The organism is Nostoc sp. S13 (genome assembly GCF_029379315.1).
GTDB lineage: Bacteria > Cyanobacteriota > Cyanobacteriia > Cyanobacteriales > Nostocaceae > Nostoc.
Window position 1 is genome coordinate 1 of record NZ_JAQYWQ010000021.1, and the last position, 21,952, is coordinate 21,952.

Here is a 21,952-nt window from a genome sequence, read left to right on the forward strand (position 1 = left end):
TGGGCATTGGGCATTGGGCATTGGGCATTGGGCATTGGGCATTGGGCATTGGGCAATTCAATTTTGGATTTTGGTGAAGCAGCGCGGGAACAGGGGGTTTCCCCCATGAGCGACTGCACCAAGCCGTTCGCGTAGCGTCTCCCCTTGGGAGAAGGGATTGACGATAGCGGAGCGTTAGCGAGTCCGCGATAGCGCAGCGTTAGCGAGTATTCGAGCGTCGCGTCTTTTGGATTAAATTTCAATTCTTTAATCTAAAATCTAAAATCTAAAATGTAAAATTCTTACTCCCCACTCCCTACTCCCTTTAGTTCTAGTTCTAGTTCTAGTTGTTCTTCCTTCTGGCTGGTGGAAAGTATTTGCGGGAGTTGTTCGATTTGGAAATACTGATGAAATTTCGGCGTTACTTGGAGCGAGTAGGAGCGAGAATCACTGTCTCGGCGCTTTCGGATAAAACCAAGTTCGACGAGTTCTGGAACGTGTTGATATACTCCTGAACCGCGCAAGTTAATCAAGTCAGTCTGGAGTATGGGACTATTAAGGGCGATCGCTGCCAAAGTCCGCAATGCACCTACACCCAATTCCACTGGTATCATAGTTTGCACCAAATCATGAAATTCCGACCGGAGTTGCAAACTGTAACCATCTGGGGTTTCTATCACCTCTAGGGCGCTATCTCGATGGGCATAGTTGTCCATTAGTTCAATTATGCCTTCCTTGACAGTGGCGCGATCGCACGCGGCATACTCGGCGATTTCGCCGAGCGACAAGGGTTTACCCTTTAAATAGAGAATTGCTTCTATCTTCGTCGCTGTGGCTGTAATCATTTAGTCATTGGGCATTGGGCATTGGGCATTGGCAACTCAACAATGGACACCTGATAATAAATAGGTGTGTGGGATTATATACTAATAAGCTAAATATGTCAAAAATATAAAGGGAGTTATTTTCTCCTGACCTCATTTTTCCCTCAAAAGCCTCTACTCGTGAGGATAAATTCTGCGATCGCTAAATCTTGAGGAGTAGTCACTTTTAAATTTGTCTCCTCTCCCTCGATAATTCGGACTTCGATGCCGCACTTTTCAAATAAAGCGGCATCGTCAGTTACTTGCCAATCTTGACGGACACCTTCAGCATGGCACTGTTTCAACAACTTGACATCAAATCCTTGGGGAGTTTGTGCCGCCCATAGTTGTCGTCTGTCGGGTGTTTTTTGAATTATGCCTTGTTCATTGACAACTTTGATGGTGTCTTTGACGGGCACACCAGCAATTAAACCGGGACAGTGGCGAATGGCTTCAGCACAAGAGTTAAATAAATCTGGTGTGGCCAGACATCTAGCGCCATCATGAATCAACACTTGTTTTGCGGCTACTGGTAGCGCCTGTAAGCCATTGTAAACAGATTCTTGGCGGGTGGAACCACCTTGAATCAATTCCACTGGTTTAGTCAGCTTCAGATCGGTGATAATTGCTTTGAAATCAGACCAGTCAGTAGGTTGAGAAATAATCCCGATCCAACTGATTGTAGTGGCGGCTTCTGCGGCTAATAGAGTCCAAGCAATAATTGGTTGCGATCGCACGAGCAGCAGGAGTTTATTGCGGTTACTGCCCATTCTTTTTCCCATTCCCGCAGCTGCAATTAGTAAATACACAGAATTCCTCAATCTTTAAGCTATATATTTTCCCCTAAAATAGGGAGCGAGTAAGCGTCAATAAATATTATGCGAGTAGTAGCCCTTGTACCTGGCGGAATTGGCGACCAAATTCTCTTGTTTCCGACTCTAGATGACCTGAAGCGCCATTACCCTAACGCTCAGATAGATGTCGTTGTTGAACCCCGGTCAAAGGCTGCCTACCGAGTGAGCAAGTCAGTTCACGAGGTACTGACCTTTGATTTTCAAGACCGTAACAGTCTGGCAGACTGGGGTAACTTGATAGGCACAATTCGCGATCGCGAATACGATGTTGCCATTGCTGTTAAGCAAAATTGGTTGGTGGATCTTTTACTCTGGTTGACGGGAATTACTATACGCGTTGGCTACCAAGGCAAAGGATCGGGTTTTCTTACCCACGCTGTGCCGTTCAAGCCATCCCAGTATGCGGCAGAACTATACCACGATTTGCTGCAACCATTGGGCATCAAAAGCCCTGTCCCAGAGTTAGCAGTAAATGTGCCAAAATCAGATATTGAGTGGGCACAGAAGGAACAGAAACGTTTAGGGGTGCATGAAACAGGCTATATCTTGATTCATGGCGGTTCTGGCCAGTTATCCCAGGCTAAAGAACTGGATAAAATCTACCCTGTCGAAAAATGGCAGCAAATTATTCAAAACTTCCAATACAAGCAGCCGGATCTGCCTGTGGTAGTCATTAAGGGACTTGACGATGAGCAATTTGTGCGATCGCTTCTGGGGTCTTCTCCAGATATCAAGGTGACAGCCCCAGATGATATTGGCAAGTTAACTGCCATAATTGCTGGAGCAAATTTGATGTTGTCTACTGATAGTGCGGCACTACAACTGAGTGTTGCAGTTCAAACTTATACCATCGCCCTCTTTGGCCCCACTGATCCAGCTAAGTTATTGCCGAGAAACGATAAATTCCTGGCCATTCAATCCCCCACGGCAAAAACGGCGGATGTTTCACCAAACGCAGTTTTAGAGAAAATTTGGGGTGCCTAAACCAGCAGTTTGCCCCAATTTATGCGCTTCTTTCTGGTATAATTTCTAGTTGCGGTAAGGCATTCCGTGGACTTGAAACAAAGCTCAACGCCTACGCACAGCAATAGCTGGATTGGTTGATAAGACTACACTGTACTGCTTGCAGTCAGTGTAGGAATATGTCACGTTATGCGTTTGTTGAATCACCGCAAAACCTGGACGTGACAGCTAGATTTTGCGGTTATATCATGTCTAAATAATTTTAGTTAGAGATGATTTATAAAGTAAACCTTAAATTGTCGGGTGCGTTATAGCAACGCTTAACGCACCGAGAAACATGGTGCGTTACGGCTACTTCTCACTCTCTCGAACTCCCAAATCCTTGCATAGCCGTAACACACCCTACTTAATATTTACTTTATAAATAGCCTCTTATTCAGAAGCTCAAAGTCGTTAGATTTTGTGATTAATTTAAGTCAAATGCATGAAGACTATTTTCAGTAATTCGGTGCGGGTAAATGGTTTGGTAAGATATCCAGACGCCCCTACTAGTCTCGCTTTTACTTTGTCTATAATTCCTTTATTGCCAGTGACAAAAATGATCGGAGTCTTCTTAAAAGTTAAATTATTTCGGATAATTCGACACAACTCATAACCATCGATTCCGATCATATTTAAATCCAGCAAAATTAAGTCCGGTTTGTGCCTGATAATTGACAAAGCGGCTTTTATTGGATCATTGATAGTCACGACAGAAAAATTTTCATTTTCTAAGAAATAACTAATTGCTTTGAGAATTGTGCGGCTATCATCTACAGAAACGATTTTGTGGACTTTTTCTGCTGTTACAGTAGCAGTAGTTACTCTTTGGGAAGTAGGATTTAGATTATTTGATATTGTTCGTTTGTGAAAGTTTTCTTGGGTTGGCGCAGAAATCTGTAGTAATCGCTGAACAGGAGCTATCTTCTGTTCAGAAATATCTGGGTAAGAGTTGAGGGTGCTAGTTAGCTTTTCTTTGGTCTCAAGTAACCCTGTAATTAATTTTGAGAAAAGCGCTCGCTCCTCAAATATCTTTGGTAATTTATCAAATGGTGGATCAGGTTCATGCAAGATAATCGCACCCTTCAGGATGTAAGGGTATAAATTGCGAGCCACTTCTATTTCATCTTGATTCAAAATTACAGCCAAATGACAGAGGCTAAAACCCTTCATCCAATTAGTTAAATATGGCTGGAGGTTTGGTAAATCTTTTTCCTCAATTTTGCTATTAATCAACAGATATGGACGTTGATATCGAGAAGAAATTTGGGGAATAAAAGCCTGCCAATTCTCTAATCGCCCTTGGCAAACTTCGAGAATTTTTTCTACATCTAGCCCACAAATTTTTGGCATTCTATTCAGTGGTTCTGTTAATTCATAAGTACCTTCTTTGATGAACAAAAATGATTCAATCACCTCTTTAACTAATTCTTGAACCAGCACTGCTGCTTGTGTAGAATGTAGATGTTGTTGACTAACAAGCCAGGATATAGCCTGATACTCAAGAGGGTGGCTTCTGGAATTACTATCATCTTCGATTAACTGACTGTGTGAATCAGGTTCAAACATCAGACGTAATTCAACACGAACCTCGCTAGTAAGCAGTGGAATTTGGTGGCTGAGGCGACGCAAATGACGTTCTAATCGATCAAAAGGTTCCACTGAATGGGTAGCGTAGGTTATTTTGCCCTGTTCTAAGTAAATCGACCAAGAAACTGAGTTACTCAATGCTTGTAAACAAGTAGTGTCGGAGCAATTGGATAACTGTCTTAACAAACTTAGAGGACGTAGTGTGGTGAATGCACCGGAATTATTCATATTTTTCAAGTTTTTTACGGAACCAACAACCGAACATTTGTAAATTGAAAATATGAGCTATGAAGTATTCTCTTCTTTGTAATATTTCTCTATGTATAGATTATTTATTTTAAAATATGTAACAAAAAAACTATCACTTCTATAACTTTTTTGTTACATTTGGCACGTTCTACTTACAGCTAAAAAATAAGTAGGGGGTATAAATAAAGGTAAACACTTATTATTGGCTAGACTATCAGTAGATATTAATTGCTTCTAAGCTCTACTGACTGTCGACAACTATTGGCTGAAGACCTTAATAATGACGTTTATTTATGCCCACTATCTTCAAAAGAAAAATTTGATTTCAAGTTCGCGCAGTTACACTGGTATACTTCTGGAGCTAATGACCTTAATTATGGTTAATTACTTTTCTATAAAGGAAGAATTCTCCTACATAAAATCTTTAAAAACTTATCTGGGAAAGTTTACGTATTTATTGTACTGTAGGTTTAATGGATATAAATTTTTGGTAGATAGATTACAACAGGTAATGCTGGGCTTTGATAAACTAAGCTCTGCTCAGTTCATCTTAAATATATAGAGAACTTCATGAAAATAATTTCTTTAATAAAGATTAGAACATCTACTACTAGATACTATATTCTGTAATGACCTCGGCGACTGAAATTATATACTGTAAGAAAAGGAAATAAAGCATTGGACTTTAACATAACACAAAAAGTTATGCATGATACATTAAGACTTGATGAAGTAGTAGAATTTGCTGAGAACCCAGAACCACGTTGTCCTTGTGTGCTGTTGCTAGACACATCTGGCTCGATGCAAGGAGATCCGATTGAGGCTTTAAATCAGGGTTTACTGAGTTTAAAGGATGAATTAGTCAAAAATTCCTTAGCCGCAAGACGGGTGGAAGTCGCGATCGTCACTTTTGATAGTAATATAAATGTAATACAAGACTTTGTGACTGCCGATCAATTCAATCCGCCTATTTTAACAGCACAGGGCTTGACTACGATGGGTGCAGGAATTCATAAAGCTTTAGACATAATTCAAGAGCGGAAATCTCAGTATCGTGCCAATGGGATTGCTTACTATCGTCCTTGGGTGTTTATGATTACCGATGGAGAACCGCAAGGCGAGTTAGAGCATGTGGTAGAACAAGCATCCCAGCGCTTACAGGGAGATGAGGCGAATAAACGTGTAGCTTTTTTTACGGTAGGTGTAGAAAATGCGAATATGACGCGTTTAAATCAAATAACTGTGCGTACCCCCCTGAAACTGAAAGGATTAAATTTTATCGAGATGTTTGTCTGGCTCTCAACTAGTATGTCAGCTGTTTCTCATTCGCAGGTGGACGAACAGGTAGCACTACCGCCAATTGGTTGGGGGACTGTTTAATTAAAAATCGCAGCTTGATGTTTACACAACTGGCTGTTGGCAAAAAATCTATGAACATATCAAAACAGATTACTCAATGGCGGATTGTGGCTGCGTCTGTATGTGGTACGAGTCACTTAAAAAACAAGCAGTTATGTCAGGATGCTCATCACTGGCAGATATTGTCAGATAATGTTTTGGTGGCGGCCGCAGCAGATGGTGCGGGTTCTGCTAGCCTTGGGAAAGTGGGAGCGATGGTTGCTGTGGAGACAGCAATAGAAAATATTTCCACCAAAGGGCTAACCCAAAAAATGTTGAGTGATGATGCGTTGGTGCGATCGCTTTTAAATGATGCTATGCTAGCTGCTAAAAAAGCTGTGGAGGCTGAGGCGGCTACTTGTGACAAACAGCCTCAAGATTTAGCAACTACCTTAATTATGATGGTCGCCACACCAGAAGTTGTAGGTGTGGCACAGATAGGTGATGGTTTGGCAGTGGCAAAAGATGGCATGGGCAACCTCCTGGCACTGACCATACCTGATAGTGGCGAATACATTAACGAAACCACTTTTTTGACTTCGGCTAGTGCCTTAGATGCAGTGCAGATGAGATTATGGCGCACAGACATTGTAAATGTTGGTATCACAACCGACGGATTACAAATGCTGGCTTTGAATATGGTTGTTGGCGAACCTCACAAACCGTTCTTTTTTCCCCTGTTTGAATTTGTAGCCAATACCAAGGATAAGACAGAAGCGAAGGAGCAGTTGGTAAAATTTTTACGCTCAGAACGGATTACACAACGCACTGATGATGATTTGACACTCATTATAGCTGCATTCAACAACTCATGAGCAATACATCTACAGGTTTGACATCTTACAATAACTCCCGTTAGCGGTAATTTCATTATGCAGGTACTACGTTGTTCCCATAGAAAAGAAATCCTCAGCCTCAATGTCAGTTTGGGGCGTGGCGGTGAAGCTTGTGTTTATACAGTGCCATCCGATAACAACTTGGTGGCGAAGATTTACCACAAGCCAACGACTGCCCATGCTGATAAACTCCAGGCGATGTTAGCCAACCCGCCAGAAAACCCGACGGCTAGTTTGGGGCATATTTCTATCGCTTGGCCAGAGGATTTATTGCGGGCGGCAGATGGCAAAAATAGCATCCTTGGCTTTTTGATGCCACGTATTCAGGGGATGCGTCCAATTATCGACTTTTACAACCCCAGAACCCGTCGCGAACACTGCCCCCTATTCAACTATCAGTACCTGCTCCGCACGGCTCGTAACCTAGCGGCGGCTTTTGCAGCTTTGCACGCTAGTGGATATTGCATTGGTGATGTGAACGAGTCAAATATCCTCGTCAGTGACACCGCACTGGTGACTTTGATAGACACAGATTCTTTCCAAGTACCCGACCGAAACAACAATGTTGTTTATCGCTGCCCAGTAGGTAAACCAGAGTTTACCCCACCAGAACTCCAGAATAAAACTTTTGCCCAGCACGATCGCGAAATCTCTCACGATTTATTTGGGTTAGCGGTGCTAGTATTTCAACTCTTAATGGAAGGCACCCACCCATTTTCGGGGATTTTTCAAGGTGCGATTGAGCCACCACCCTACGAAGCCCGCATTGCATCGGGTCATTTCACTTACAGCGAAAAGCGGCACGTACCCTACCTGCCTACACCGATTGCACCCCCTTGGGAAATTCTCCATCCCGGCTTACAGGAACTATTTGTGCGTTGTTTTGAAGAAGGTCACAACAACCCACTGCTGCGCCCCAGTGCCCAGACTTGGCTCTCAGCAATAGCTGAAGCTGAAGATTCCCTGATTACCTGCACGACAAATCCCCAACATCGCTATAACAGCCACATGCGTAGCTGTCCGTGGTGTGAACGTACTGTGCGATTAGGCGGACGCGACCCCTTCCCATCACATCGCGCTATAGAAGCTAGAGAACATCTACAACCGCGAATCAAAGCGAAAAAGCACTACACCCAGACACCGCGTTTTCCACAGCGAGCCATGTCATCGCAGCTAACTAATTATTGGCAGCCAATAATTACCCAAAAGGGTTCACCTTATAAACGTTCCAAGAAGTCAAAATTGTACCCGGTTATTTGTTGCTTGCTAGGTTTTGGTTTATTGGGATATGCGGACGTCATGATTAAACTTACTCAGCCGTTGGTTTCCCAAAATGCTTACACTCAACAAACATTGAAGTCTCGCCAGACAAATAACGTCCTCAGCTTCATTGATTACTATCAGCAGGGCGACACTGCTTACAAAGACCGAGACTACGAAAAAGCAATTGCCAACTTTACCGAAGCAATTAAACAACAACCTACACATGCCGTAGCGATTGTAAATCGTGGCAATGCCCGTTATAACCTGAAAGACTACGAAGGAGCAGTTGCAGATTATAGCCAAGCTCTCACAATCAAGCCCAATCAAACCAAAGCTCTTGTAAATCGGGGCAATGCCCGCTATATGCTCGCCGAATATAGCAACGACCCTGATCAAGAGTATAACCTAGCGATCGCTGACTATAACCGGGCCATCGGTCTGGATAGTAATGAAATTGAAGCTTATATCAGACGGGGGATTGTCCGCGCCCAAATGGCTAAATATAGCGGTGAATCTCAACAAGCTTACAAAAGAGCGATCACAGATTTTAGCGAGGCAATAAAGCTTAATGTATCCAAAGCCGAAGCTTACTTTCAGAGGGGTGCTGTTTATTATCAAATTGCTCAATATAGCAGCAATTATGAGCAAGAATATAATTTAGCGATCGCTGACTTTAACCATGCATTAACTATTAGCCCCAAACTAGCAAAAGCATATCTCAAACGAGGTATGGTTCGCTATGAACTAGCACAATATGGCGGTAGTCAATCTAACAAAAACCAGACGAAAGCTATCGAAGATATACAGGCATCTGCCAAAATCTTTCTTGAGCAAGATGATATGGATAATTATCAGCAAGCACTCAGTAACATGTGTGTAGTCATAGAAAACAAATGTGACCCTTTATTTCAAAGCTCAGGTAATGTGCAAAAAACTAACTAAGAGGATGTTTGTAAAGTCTAATTTATTACTGCCTGAGTGACTAGAAGTTGCACGCCAGTTGCTTCTCCTGTTCGGAGACGCTACCTGTAGCTTGCTTGTATTGCAGGGGTATAAGCCGGGAAACCCGTCCAATGCACTGGCTTGGCTACAGGAGACTTTACCTGTCTTTATAGATTAACAAACCCTTAAATTTCCCTGCTTTCCACGGAGGTGGACTAAGCTTTGTCTAGGAGCGAATTATATGCGCCCAATACTTTGAAAACATCCTCTAAAACAAGTAAGTTTTGTTACTGGCATATTATTGGTTCTGATTGAAAAAATCAAGCCTGACTAGGGTTAGATGGAGCTAATCCTAGTTATTTTATAGGTGAGATTTTTATTTAATTGAGTAATTTATTTCCGTATTTATAAATATTCATAGAGCTTTTATATAGAAAAGATTTTAATTTATATTGCCTTTATAATTTTGCCGAAAATTATAGTTAGATTATTGACGGAGAATAAAGAAATCAAAAATTAATTTTTCTTTATCTAAGTGCATCCTCTTCATGTCGAGAAAGTGAATTGAAGAAGAATTCAGAATTCATCAGTCAGACTAAGAAAGTGGGGAATTCAGACCCGCCACTTGTGCGGCCTCACCAGTCCCACACAATTAAATTCTGAATTCTGGCTCCTGACTCCTGAATTCTTTGCTGATAATAATATCCCTACAAATCTCCGAGGTAATTGCATGAAAGCGGTGATTTTGGCTGGAGGGCTTGGTACACGCCTCAGTGAAGAAACTAGTATCAGACCCAAGCCGATGGTTGAGATTGGTGGTAAGCCAATTCTCTGGCACATAATGAAAACTTACTCTGCCCACGGTATTAATGATTTCATTATTTGTTGTGGTTACAAAGGTTACATAATTAAAGAGTATTTTGCTAACTATTTCTTACACATGTCAGATGTTACCTTTGACATGCGATTTAACCAGATGAACGTACATTCTGGTTACGCTGAACCCTGGCGTGTCACCTTAGTAAATACGGGTGATAGTACAATGACAGGCGGACGCTTAAAGCGAATCAGCGAACATGTTGGTAATGAAACTTTTTGCTTTACCTATGGTGATGGAGTAAGTGATATTAATATCACCGAGCTAGTGAAGTTTCATAAACAACAAAATACATTAGGAACACTCACAGCCGTTCAACCAGCCGGACGTTTTGGAGCCATTTCCTTAGGATATGAGCAAACTAAAATCACCAGCTTTCGAGAAAAACCCGAAGGTGATGGAGCTTGGATTAATGGCGGTTATTTTGTATTAGAACCAGAAGTAATCAATTTAATTGCTGATGACTTTACGGTGTGGGAGCAAGAGCCATTAGAAAAGCTAGCTGATATGGAACAGCTGTCTGCTTTCAAACATGATGGTTTTTGGCAACCGATGGATACTTTACGCGATAAAAACTATCTAGAGGGGCTATGGAATAATAGTCAGGCTCCTTGGAAAGTTTGGTAGAAAGAGAGTTAGGAGTTAGGAGTTATGAATTTTAACTCTCCACTCCCTACTCCCCACTTCATAGATTTACTGTAATTTAAAGTACAATAATACTAATGTATGATTTTGCAATTATTGGTGGGGGAATAGTTGGACTCTCGACAGCGTTAGCTTTAGGAAAACGCTATCCCAACGCCCGTATTTTAGTAATAGAAAAAGAGAGCCAATGGGCATTTCACCAAACCGGCAATAATAGCGGGGTGATTCATTCTGGTATTTACTACAAGCCAGGGAGTTTCAAAGCTAAATTTTGTCGTGATGGTTCTCGCTCTATGGTAGAATTTTGTCAAGAGCATGGAATTAAGCATGAAGTTTGTGGTAAAGTAATTGTTGCAACTGAAGAACAAGAGCTACCACGCTTAGAAAATCTCTACAAACGTGGCTTAGACAATGGCATAAAAGTCCAGAGAATTAGCCCGGAAGAAGTCAAGGAAATTGAACCTCACGTAAAATGTGTCGGTGGGCTTCGGGTATTCTCAACTGGTATTGTTAATTACAAGCAAGTTTGTTTTAAATACGCCCAGTTAATTCAACAACAGGGTGGGGATTTACACCTGAATACAAAAGTTCTGAAAATCTCCTCAAGTGGTAAAAATCAGGTACTGGAAACAAACAAAGGTAGCTTTGAAACACGCTTTGTAATTAATTGTACTGGATTGCATAGCGATCGCACCGCTAAATTAGGCCAAGTTGAACCCCAAGCAAAAATTGTCCCATTCCGGGGAGAATATTACGAACTCACACCAGAAAAACGCTATCTGGTCAAGACACTAATCTACCCAGTTCCCAATCCAGATTTCCCCTTCCTGGGTGTCCACTTTACCCGGATGATTGATGGTAGCGTCCATGCAGGGCCAAACGCGGTTCTGTCACTCAAACGCGAAGGTTACAAAAAAACCGACTTTGACCTGCGAGATTTTCTGGAAGTCATCACCTATCCTGGTTTTTGGAAATTAGCAGCAAAACACGCTGATGAAGGCATCCAAGAAATCATTCGTTCCTTTAGTAAAGCAGCGTTTACGAGAAGTTTGCAAAAACTAATTCCCGAAGTCCAAGCAGAAGACTTAGTTCCCACCCATGCAGGAGTCCGCGCTCAAGCCTTAATGAACGATGGCAAGCTTGTAGACGACTTTTTGATTGTTTCTGGTCAAAATTCCATTCATGTTTGCAATGCTCCTTCTCCTGCTGCCACATCTTCTCTAGAAATCGGCAAAGCGCTAGTCACTCAAATTCCCCAACTCTCGCATCTAGATAATGTAGTAACTGCATAGATAGATAGTTGTTACTTCCGGAACTGCTGAATAAGGGATGAATCTTGTGAGGTGACTTGCTCGCCCGGAAATACAAGAGACGGGCTTTTCGGCCCATCCCACAACAAAAAAATGTAGTGCATCAATTAAAAACCGTTATAGAGTGCTGCTACCCAATAGGTAAGCCTGCAATAGGTTTTAGTAACTACGTAATAATTGTTAGCAGATTCAGATAGCGGTTCCCTTTTGGATGCAAGACGCTCTTTGGCCGCACATCTGTGCAACCCTACTAAACGAAGAATTTAACTCATTAATACAAAGGTATTAACCACAATGAAAATATTAGTAACTGGCACAGAAGGCTATCTTGGTTCATTATTACCGCCTCTGTTAATTGAACGGGGACATGAAGTTATCGGTCTAGATACCGGTTTCTATAAAGTTGGTTGGCTGTACAACGCTAGTGGTGTGACACCTAAAACGCTCAACAAAGATATCCGCAACATCACCCCTGATGACTTGGAAGGTATCGAAGCAATAGTTCACATGGCAGAACTCTCCAACGACCCCGCCGGACAATTGGCACCCAATATTACCTACGAAATTAATCATGTAGGTTCAGTTCGTCTGGCTAGTCTGGCTAAGGCTATGGGTGTGCGTCGTTTTGTATATATGTCTTCGTGCAGTGTCTACGGTGTTGCTACCGCAGATGATGTCACAGAAAAATCCCCGATTAATCCCCAAACAGCCTACGCAGAGTGCAAAACTCTGGTAGAAAAAGATGTCAGACCACTCGCTGACGATGACTTCTCTCCCACCTTCATGCGGAATGCGACAGCCTTTGGTGCTTCTCCCAGAATGCGCTTTGATATTGTTTTAAACAACTTAGCAGGGTTGGCATGGACTAGCAAACAAATCAAGATGACCAGTGATGGTACACCTTGGCGGCCATTAGTCCACGCACTGGATATTTGTAAAGCAATAGTCTGCGCTTTAGAAGCACCACGAGACATTGTACATAACCAAATCTTCAATGTGGGAGATACAGCAAACAACTATCGCGTTAAAGAAATCGCTGAAATTATTGCTGATATTTTCCCAGATTGTAAATTGTCCTTTGGTGAGAACGGCACAGATAACCGCAGCTATCGGGTATCCTTCGAGAAAATCAACACAATCCTACCCGGATTTAAGTGTGATTGGAATGCCCGACTTGGTGCCCAGCAGCTATTTGATTTATTCAGTCAAATAGATATGGCTGAAGATACGTTCTTATTTAGAGGATTTACCCGCTTAAAGCAGTTAGAGTATCTGATTCGTACAGAGCAAATTGACAAAGATTTTTTCTGGAATATAAAGTAGCTAGGTTTGGCTATAAGTGTGTAAAAAATAATTTAATTATAGGAAGTGTTCGGATTTTTGCCTTTAGTATTAAAGCCAAAAATCCGAGCCAATTAAATCAAAAGTTACACACTAATAACATCAATGTTTCCGAGACTAATAATATTTTATTCGGACTCATTTCATTTATCAAAATATTTGCAATCAGTGAGCTGAAATTTATGGCGATCGCAAAATGTCGTTTCAGTGGTCAACCTCTACACCAAACCTTTATTGATCTAGGAATGTCACCTTTAGCCAATGCTTATCTGACAGCAGAACAGCTAAATAATGCCGAAAAATTTTATCCTCTCCATGCTTATGTCTCTGAAGAAATTCTCTTAGTTCAATTAGAACAGTTTGAAACTCCAGATCATATTTTTAGCGACTATGCTTACTTTTCTTCCTACTCGGTAAGTTGGCTAAAACATGCTAAGGCTTATGCGGATATTATGGTAGAAAAGTTTGGCTTTAATCATCATAATCAAGTTATTGAAATTGCCAGTAATGACGGCTACCTACTGCAATACTTTTTAGAAAAGGAAATCCCAGTTTTAGGAATAGAACCAGCCGCAAATATCGCCAAGGTTGCTGAATCCAGAGGCATTCCTAGTATCAACAAATTTTTTGGAGTTGAAACTGCCAAAGAACTCGTGAACCAAGGGATATTAGCTGACCTTTTGATAGGTAATAATGTTTTAGCTCATGTACCGGATCTAAACGATTTCATTGCTGGGATGAAACTCATCCTCAAACCCAATGGCATTTTGACGATGGAGTTTCCCCACATTTTACAACTTATTCAAGAAAATCAGTTTGATACGATTTATCATGAGCATTTTTCTTACTTCTCATTCCTCACTATCGAAAAAATTTTTGCAGCACACAATTTGCAACTTTTTGACGTAGAGGAATTACCAACTCATGGTGGTTCACTAAGAATTTATGCCAAACATGACTACGCTGAGAATCCCAGCATCAGCGAACGAGTTAGCCATTTGAAAGCAAAAGAAATTGCTGCTGGGCTGCATCGCATAGAGACTTACATTACATTTGCCGAAGAAGTCAAACAAACAAAGCATAAGCTATTAAATTTTCTGTTGACGGCTAAAGCAGAAGGTAAATCAATTGCTGGTTATGGCGCACCAGCCAAAGGCAATACATTGCTCAATTACTGTGGAATTGGTAAAGATTTTATCGATTACACAGTGGATTGCAATCCCTACAAACAGGGTTTGTTTTTACCTGGAACTCATATTCCCATCTTTGAACCAAATAAAATCCGCGAAACTAAACCAGATTATGTCCTCATTTTACCTTGGAATCTCAAGGAAGAAATTATGGAGCAAATGGCATTTATTGGGGAATGGGGTGGACAGTTTGTAGTGCCAATTCCTGAAGTAAAAATTTATCCATGTTCTGTTCCGGATCAGCTTTTAATAGCGTCGTAATTACTAAATAGAAGCAATAAAAGCGCCTTTTTTTACCAATTATTTAACTGCCTAAATAATCGACGGCTTTTAAAAAGTAATTAAAAGGCGTATCATATCTGTTTTGAAAATATTGCTATCAAACCTCAAATAATTAAAATAACAAGCTACTGATTAATTACTAAGGTGTTGCTACTGCCGATTTTTTTAACTACATCTTTTAATTGAATATGAATAAATTGCTTACTATTGCCATTCCGACATTCAATCGTGCTGAGTTACTTGATAAACAATTAGCATGGCTGGCTCAAGCTATTAAAGGTTTTGAAGATAACTGTGAAATTTTAGTTTCTGATAATTGTTCAACAGATAATACTCAGGAGGTGATCCAAAAATGGCAAGCAACACTTAGCAATATTATATTCAAGTCAAATAAAAATTCTCAGAATTTAGGCGTTGTCAAAAATATTATGTATTGCCTAAATTCTACAGCAACAAAATATGTTTGGACAATTGGTGATGATGATCTAATTCAAGATAGAGCCATTGCTTATGTAATCACCAAACTTAAGCAACATGAAGATTTATCGTTATTGTTCCTCAACTTTTCCGGTCGAAACCAACTTACTGGTGAACCAGTTCATCCACCAACAATTGTTGGTAATCGCTGGTTTGATGTAGATAGTGAAGATGGTGATGGTGATGGTAAAGCTATATTTGAGCATTGTTTCTCAAAAAGTGTCGGTGCAGTTATTTTTCTGACTGCTACAGTTTATCGCACTGACTTAGTAAAACGCGCTCTCCAAAGTTGGCAAGATGCTGAAAATAACTGGATATCTTTAGCATATTTAGCCGGATATTGTGCTGCCAATGGCAGTGTAATTGTTACCAAAGAAACTTATTTGGAATGTGTTGTTGGTGTGAGTTATTGGCAGAAAGAGCCAAAATCTGCACTTTTAATGCAATACAAACACATACCCGAAGTGATTTTGAAATTGGAAGAGAATGGATATTCTAAGCAGTTTTGCAGGCGGATGCTTTTGCAGAACGGTAAAGAAGTTAACTTGAAGGTTTTCTTGGGTGCTTTAAGAAGATGGCCTATGTCCGCCATCAAAACAGTAGTGCCATTTTTGGCTTTAGTCAGCTTGTGTGCTTTTGACGTGATGATTTCTAAAGAGTTCATGTTAGCAGAATCAAGTGAAATACCTACTCAACAAGTGCGGGGCTATAAGTCATAAGCTACTAAATTACTGACAAATATACATTATAAATAGAAGGTATTTACGCCATGTTTAGCGCAATTAAACGCAAAATATCTACACTGTCTTCTGACTTTGAATACTACGTAGCCCGTTGGAAGCATAGCAGAAATCTGCCAGTATTGGAAGGACGCGATCGCTACATTCTTAATGCTCTCAAAAAAGATGGGGTTTGCGTCACAACACTGGCAGATTTAGGGTTAAACTCTAGCTCAGAACTACTGAAAGCTGCTTATCATCAATTGTCTCAGATGGAAAATCCTAACAACGACCATCTAGATGAAAAGTTACCCCAAATTTGCACAGTTACAGGTTTACCAGAATTTTATGCTTGGGGAATAGAAAAAAGACTGCTAAATATCATCGAAAATTATATCGGTCTTCCCATTGCTTTTCACGGTGTACATTTACGCAAAGATTTAAAAAATAAACATCAGTTTGGAACCCTACTATGGCATAGCGATGCCGAAGACCGCCGCATTATCAAAATCTTTATTTACTTGAATGATGTAGAAGAAAAAACTGGGCCTTTTGAATACATCCCCCGCTCTTTAACTTCCTTATTTAGTTGGAATTATATTCGACTTTACTACAAACTTTGGAAGTCAGGCTATATGGGTATCGACGATGAACAAGTAAAACCAGTCATCCCCAAATCAGCTTGGAAATCCTGCCCAGGCCCAGCAGGTACAGTCATTCTTGTCGATACGAAAAATGCTTTGCATCACGGCACAGTCCGCACAGAAGAACGTTCAGCGCTATTCTTTTGTTACACTGCCAACCCTCCCGAACGACCAGACCTTTGCACCCAATACTGGGATGATACTTATCCCAGAGCAGAGTTACGTTCTGCATCAGATGCAGTTAAAGTTTCGACTTAAAAACGTAAATTACTCTTTTCTCACCAGAAGAATATTTAATTTAATTAACCGCATAGAGAAGTCGGAGCGGCAGCTTCCGCCGCTCTGAACTTCGGTGGCACAGAGAACACAGAGGAAGAGAAGAAAAGGGTTGCACTCTATTAAATTTGTAACTTTAGGACTGATACAAAATATCTTTCAAACCTCATATCTCCGCGCCCTCTGCGCCTCTGTGGTAGCCTGCGGCAAGCCGCTCCGCGTCTACGTCTATTTTCTGTACTCAACATTCATCTCAAAGGAATTATATGATTTTCACCGAAACCGCACTCAAAGACGCATTCATTATTGATTTAGAAGAAAAGCCAGACCACCGTGGCTTTTTTGCTCGATCTTTCTGCGCTCAAGAATTTGAATCGCACGGATTAAAGCCAACAGTTGCTCAATGTAACCTGTCTTTTAACTACAAAAAAGGCACTATCCGGGGAATGCACTATCAAATTCTGCCAGCAGCAGAAACCAAATTAATTCGCTGTACTAAAGGCGCTATCTATGACGTAATTATTGATATGCGTCCTGAATCTCCCAGCTTTTTATCACACATTGGTGTAGAACTAACCCCAGAAAATCGCCGCGCTTTGTATGTTCCAGAAATGTTTGCTCACGGCTATCAAGCACTCACAGATGAGACTGAAGTTATATATCAAGTGGGTGAATTTTATACGCCAGGGTATGAGAGAGGTTTACGCTATGACGACTCATTTTTTAATATTGATTGGCCTCTAGATGTAACTGAAATATCTGAGAAAGATTTAAATTGGCCTTTGTTGAGAATGATGACTGTTGGTGGTACGGTTTCCAGATAAGTATAGGCTCTTTCTCTGCGCGACGCCAGTTTCTACAACGCTCTTAGCGCAATACACCGGCTCCTATATGTGAGAAAAAATAATTAATTTAGGTAGAAAGAAATGCCAAATAGTATTCTATCTCGTGTTGAAAATACTATCTCTTTTGTCTCCAACAAAGTCCAAGCTCGCATCAATTACGCTAAGAGCTTACAGGTTGTTTCACTAAAGCCTAAACAGCCTTCCAAAGGAAATGTACTTCTTTCTTATCGGATTGAACCATTTCTCATAAAACCAGGTCAGCCTATCCCCAATGACCAGAGTTGGAACTGGGAATGTCTACTAATCGCCCAAACTTTTTTAGACATGGGCTATAACGTTGATGTTATCCAGTTCCACAATGATAAATTTGTTCCTGAAAAAGACTACGCATTTTTCATTGATATCCGTCATCGTCTAGAAGCGCTTGCACCAAAACTGAATAAAGATTGCATCAAAATTTTCCATATTGACATTGCTAATATGGTGTTTCGCAATGCAGCTGAATGCAACAGACTTTTAGAACTCCAACAGCGCCGAGGTATTACCTTACGTCCACAGCGATTTGAAACGCCCAACTTGGGAATTGAATATGCCGATTATGCTACCGTATTGGGCAATAATTTCACGGTTGATACATTCAAATATGCCAACAAACCAATGTATCGTATTCCTATTTCTTCGTCACTCGTTTATCCCTCTCCCGACGAGAAAGACTTTGAAGCGGTAAGAAAGAATTTTCTGTGGTTTGGTGGTAGTGCTTTAGTTCTCAAAGGATTAGACTTAGTTTTAGATGCCTTTGCCCAAATGCCGGAATACCATTTAACAGTTTGTGGCCCGGTAAGTAATGACAAAGAATTTGAGCAAGCTTTCTATAAAGAACTGTATGAAACACCTAACATTCATACTTATGGTTGGATTGATGTTAGCAGCCCTGACTTTTTAAAGGTTACAAATAATTGTTTGGGACTTGTTTATCCTTCTGTTTCTGAGGGGCAAGCAGGAGCAGTAATAACTAGCTTACAAGCCGGATTAATTCCAATTTTAAGCTACGAATCTGGTGTGGATGTTCATGATTTTGGTGTAATTTTTGATAATCTTTCCCTTGAAGAAATTAAGGTAAAAGTTAGAAGTATTTCCAATTTGCCTATTGAAGACCTAAAGCTTATGTCTCATAAGGCATGGGAATATGCAAGAGCAAATCATACCAAAGAAAAGTTTGCCCAAGCCTACAGAAATGCTGTGGAGCAAATTATCCAAAATCACAGCCAGAAAAAACAGACTGGTTCTATAGGATCTAGCAAACAGCTAGTTAGTACTTAGCCCTGGCGATTTCTAATCGCGGCTATACAAACTAAGTCCGCCGGCACGGACTGATGAAAATTAAGGGTTTTGCCTGGGTAGCTGCGACTTCTACTCGCTTGGTGCAAGATGTCGCCAATCCCAATTTTCTCTGAAAATGTACTTAATATTTAGCTGTAACAAATTATTAAGTGCAAAATTATCGATAATTTGTAACACAACAAACAGTTCCAAAAAGGAGTTTAGTTCATGATTATTATCGATCGCGCTTTACAAGCCCGTGCAGCAGCAGGCAATCCCATCAAAGTGGGAATGATTGGTGCTGGTTTTATGGGTCGAGGAATTGCCAACCAAATTGTCAATTCAGTGCCAGGAATGGAGTTAGTTGCTATCTCCAATCGTCAGATTGAGGCAGCCAAGCAAGCTTATTCAGAAGCAGGAATTGAAGAAATTCAAGTTGTTGGAACTGTCAGCGAATTAGAAGATGCGATCGCTAACGGTAAGTATGCAGTCACAGAAGACGCTAAGTTACTGTGTCGGGCTGAGGGCATCGATGCATTAATCGAAGTCACAGGGGCAGTGGAATTTGGCGCTGTGATCGTCATGGAAGCGATCGCCCACTGCAAACATGTGATCATGATGAATGCCGAACTCGACGGCACCATTGGCCCCATCCTGAAAGTGTATGCCGACAAAGCAGGCGTCATCCTCAGCGCCTGTGATGGGGATCAGCCAGGGGTACAAATGAACCTTTACCGCTTTGTAAAAAGCATTGGTTTAACTCCCTTATTGTGCGGTAACATTAAAGGACTCCAAGACCCCTATCGCAATCCCACCACCCAGGAAGGATTTGCTAAACGTTGGGGTCAAAAGCCCCACATGGTGGCTAGCTTTGCCGATGGAACCAAAATTTCCTTTGAGCAAGCGATCGTTGCCAATGCCACAGGCATGAAAGTCGCCAAACGGGGAATGTTGGGATATGACTTCAACGGTTATGTCGATGAAATGACCCAGTTATATGATGTTGAACAACTTAAGGAACTGGGCGGCATTGTCGATTATGTAGTTGGAGCAAAACCTGGCCCAGGCGTATATGTATTTGCGACTCACGACGACCCCAAGCAACGCCACTATCTCAACTTATACAAATTAGGCGAAGGCCCTCTTTACAGCTTCTATACTCCTTATCACCTCTGTCATTTTGAAGTTCCCTTGTCCGTAGCGCGTGCTGTCCTATTCGGTGATGCCGTTATGTCTCCACTAGCAGGCCCGCTAGTAGATGTTGTCACCACCGCCAAAATCGACCTGAAAGCAGGAGAAACCCTAGATGGCATCGGCTACTACATGACCTACGGACAATGTGAAAATTCCGATATTGTCCAACAGCAAAATCTACTACCAATCGGTTTAGCAGAAGGGTGTCGCCTAAAACGAGATATTTCTAAGGATCAAGTCCTCACATACGAGGATATAGAATTACCTGAAGGCAGACTCTGCGACCAACTCCGAACTGAGCAAAACACTTATTTTGCCTCAGAAAAAATCTTAGTCGCGGTTGGTTAATATCGGTTTTCAAAATATTTGCAACAAATGAATTTGGCTGTAGGGGCGTACAGCTGTACGCCCTTAATACGGTTTGGATGAGATCCCCCCGCCTGCGGCGACCCCCTTAAAAAAGGGGTAAAGATCAGAAAAAGCCCCCCTTTTTAAGGGGGGTCGGGGGATCTCCGAAGCCCCTACCAACGTATTTGTAGGAAGAATTTTGTGAAGAGGATAGAAGTTATACTGCTGAACACTAAAGTTGTTGATAAGTAACTTGCTGGGGAGCGTTGAAACAAACCTGATCGAAACTTTAGGTCAAATTCATGAAAATTGCTCTAGTCCATGATTATTTAACCCAGCGAGGTGGGGCAGAGCGTGTGTTTGAACTGCTTTGTAAACGCTATCCCGAAGCAGATATTTTCACATCTTTGTACGATCCCCAGAAAACTATTGATTTAGGCGATCGCATAGTCAATACAACTTTCTTGCAAAAGATTCCTGGTGCAGCAAAATATTTCAGGTCGATGGCTCCTCTATATTTTCCTGCCTTTCGTGCCTTGGATCTACAAGACTACGATTTAATTATTAGCAGTAGCACCAGTTTCGCCAAAGCAGTCCGAAAAAATCCCAATGCCCACCACATTTGTTTTTGCCATAATGTCACCCGTTTCTTATGGGATACAGCAACTTATTTAAGAGAGTACGGAGACTATAGATATTTTGCTCCTTTAATTGAACAAGTATTCCAAGTAATGAGAGAGGTAGACCTGAAATATGCACAGGAACCTGACCTTTACATTGCTAATTCTAGTGTTGTTGCCCGCCGTATTGAAAATATTTATGGCAAAAAGGCAATGATGGTAAACTATCCAATTGATACTAGTAAATTTGTTTTCTCAGATATAAAAGATGAATATTATCTGGCCTCAGCCCGGATGATTAGTTATAAGCGTCTTGATATAATAGTCGAAGCTTTTAATTGGCTAGGATGGCGGTTATTAATATCAGGTGACGGGCCAGAACTAGCACGGTTAAAATCCAAAGCATTACAAAATATTCAGTTCTTAGGACACGTAAGTGATAGAACCCGCAAAGACTTGTTTTCCAAAGCCAAGTCTATTATTGTCGCAGCCTTAGAAGACTACGGATTAGTTCCAGTAGAGGCTAATGCTAGCGGCACACCAGTCATCGCCTATGGAGCAGGTGGAGTATTAGATACTCAAATCCCAGGTGAAACAGGAGTCTTTTTCAAAAGGCAAACACCGGAATCTTTACAAGTTGCATTACTAGAAGCCAAGGGCATTTCTTGGGATTACGATCGCATCCGTAATCATGCAGTAGCAAACTTTTCAGAGAATGCATTCTTTGGGAAAGTTGAGCAAATTATTAATCAAGCCTGTGGCGGGCATCAATTATTCATTTGATTTCTGAATCTCTTCCACTATAAGATTACCTATTTATTTTATCTATTCTCATTAGCGGTTTGTTAAAAAAATAGGTATTCTTCGGAGAATCTCTTAGCGTAAGTC

General features: G+C 41.1%; 17 protein-coding genes and 1 pseudogene. 14 read left to right on the forward strand and 4 right to left on the reverse strand.

The features are described from left to right. The 3 genes and pseudogenes from PUQ00_RS09575 to ispD form a co-directional block, all read right to left on the reverse strand. Positions 1-242 (reverse strand): annotated as a pseudogene (locus tag PUQ00_RS09575) (hypothetical protein); the annotation flags it as partial. Between the two features lie 39 nt (positions 243-281). Continuing rightward, on the reverse strand, positions 282-824 hold the full coding sequence (scpB, locus tag PUQ00_RS09580; RefSeq protein WP_300415521.1) for an SMC-Scp complex subunit ScpB: 543 nt from the start codon (positions 822-824) through the stop codon (positions 282-284). A gap of 143 nt (positions 825-967) precedes the next feature. Further along, complete coding sequence (gene ispD, locus PUQ00_RS09585; protein WP_300415523.1) at positions 968-1,651, reverse strand: 2-C-methyl-D-erythritol 4-phosphate cytidylyltransferase; 684 nt, start codon at positions 1,649-1,651, stop codon at positions 968-970. A 69-nt stretch (positions 1,652-1,720) separates the two neighbouring features. Here ispD and PUQ00_RS09590 point away from each other — a divergent pair, with 69 nt between their 5' ends. Next, positions 1,721-2,680: a glycosyltransferase family 9 protein gene (locus tag PUQ00_RS09590; protein WP_300415525.1), complete on the forward strand. Its 960-nt coding sequence runs from the start codon at positions 1,721-1,723 to the stop codon at positions 2,678-2,680. A gap of 450 nt (positions 2,681-3,130) precedes the next feature. On the opposite strand, the gene PUQ00_RS09595 is transcribed toward PUQ00_RS09590, so the two are convergent. Further along, positions 3,131-4,516: a response regulator gene (locus PUQ00_RS09595; RefSeq protein ID WP_300415528.1), complete on the reverse strand. Its 1,386-nt coding sequence runs from the start codon at positions 4,514-4,516 to the stop codon at positions 3,131-3,133. 726 nt (positions 4,517-5,242) lie between these two features. Here PUQ00_RS09595 and PUQ00_RS09600 point away from each other — a divergent pair. The 13 genes from PUQ00_RS09600 (at position 5,243) to PUQ00_RS09660 (ending at position 21,847) form a co-directional block, all read left to right on the forward strand. Then, positions 5,243-5,917: a VWA domain-containing protein gene (locus PUQ00_RS09600; protein WP_300415531.1), complete on the forward strand. Its 675-nt coding sequence runs from the start codon at positions 5,243-5,245 to the stop codon at positions 5,915-5,917. A 50-nt stretch (positions 5,918-5,967) separates the two neighbouring features. Then, positions 5,968-6,750 carry a PP2C family serine/threonine-protein phosphatase gene (locus PUQ00_RS09605; protein ID WP_300415533.1) on the forward strand — a complete coding sequence of 261 codons (783 nt, stop codon included), beginning with the start codon at positions 5,968-5,970 and terminating at the stop codon, positions 6,748-6,750. Between the two features lie 57 nt (positions 6,751-6,807). Then, positions 6,808-8,976, forward strand: coding sequence for a tetratricopeptide repeat protein (locus PUQ00_RS09610; protein ID WP_300415535.1), 2,169 nt, complete (start codon positions 6,808-6,810; stop codon positions 8,974-8,976). Between the two features lie 730 nt (positions 8,977-9,706). After that, a complete protein-coding gene (rfbF, locus tag PUQ00_RS09615) occupies positions 9,707-10,480 on the forward strand; it encodes a glucose-1-phosphate cytidylyltransferase (protein WP_300415536.1) in 774 nt (257 codons plus the stop codon). A 95-nt stretch (positions 10,481-10,575) separates the two neighbouring features. After that, the gene (gene lhgO, locus PUQ00_RS09620) at positions 10,576-11,790 is read left to right on the forward strand and encodes an L-2-hydroxyglutarate oxidase (protein ID WP_300415538.1); all 1,215 of its coding nucleotides are present in this window, start codon (positions 10,576-10,578) and stop codon (positions 11,788-11,790) included. Positions 11,791-12,102: 312 nt separating this feature from the next. Then, positions 12,103-13,131: an SDR family oxidoreductase gene (locus PUQ00_RS09625; RefSeq protein WP_300415540.1), complete on the forward strand. Its 1,029-nt coding sequence runs from the start codon at positions 12,103-12,105 to the stop codon at positions 13,129-13,131. A gap of 200 nt (positions 13,132-13,331) precedes the next feature. Beyond that, positions 13,332-14,600: a class I SAM-dependent methyltransferase gene (locus PUQ00_RS09630; protein ID WP_300415542.1), complete on the forward strand. Its 1,269-nt coding sequence runs from the start codon at positions 13,332-13,334 to the stop codon at positions 14,598-14,600. 209 nt (positions 14,601-14,809) lie between these two features. After that, the gene (locus PUQ00_RS09635; RefSeq protein ID WP_300415544.1) at positions 14,810-15,817 is read left to right on the forward strand and encodes a glycosyltransferase family 2 protein; all 1,008 of its coding nucleotides are present in this window, start codon (positions 14,810-14,812) and stop codon (positions 15,815-15,817) included. 50 nt (positions 15,818-15,867) lie between these two features. Beyond that, a complete protein-coding gene (locus PUQ00_RS09640; protein WP_300415546.1) occupies positions 15,868-16,719 on the forward strand; it encodes a phytanoyl-CoA dioxygenase in 852 nt (283 codons plus the stop codon). 284 nt (positions 16,720-17,003) lie between these two features. Then, positions 17,004-17,561 carry a dTDP-4-dehydrorhamnose 3,5-epimerase gene (rfbC, locus tag PUQ00_RS09645; RefSeq protein WP_300415548.1) on the forward strand — a complete coding sequence of 186 codons (558 nt, stop codon included), beginning with the start codon at positions 17,004-17,006 and terminating at the stop codon, positions 17,559-17,561. A 102-nt stretch (positions 17,562-17,663) separates the two neighbouring features. Beyond that, positions 17,664-18,902 (forward strand): glycosyltransferase, encoded by a 1,239-nt coding sequence (locus PUQ00_RS09650; protein WP_300415550.1) that lies wholly within the window; start codon positions 17,664-17,666, stop codon positions 18,900-18,902. A gap of 228 nt (positions 18,903-19,130) precedes the next feature. Further along, positions 19,131-20,444, forward strand: a complete 1,314-nt coding sequence (locus PUQ00_RS09655; protein WP_300415551.1) for a Gfo/Idh/MocA family oxidoreductase — start codon at positions 19,131-19,133, stop codon at positions 20,442-20,444. 302 nt (positions 20,445-20,746) lie between these two features. Further along, the gene (locus tag PUQ00_RS09660; RefSeq protein WP_300415553.1) at positions 20,747-21,847 is read left to right on the forward strand and encodes a glycosyltransferase; all 1,101 of its coding nucleotides are present in this window, start codon (positions 20,747-20,749) and stop codon (positions 21,845-21,847) included. Positions 21,848-21,952 lie beyond the last annotated feature (105 nt).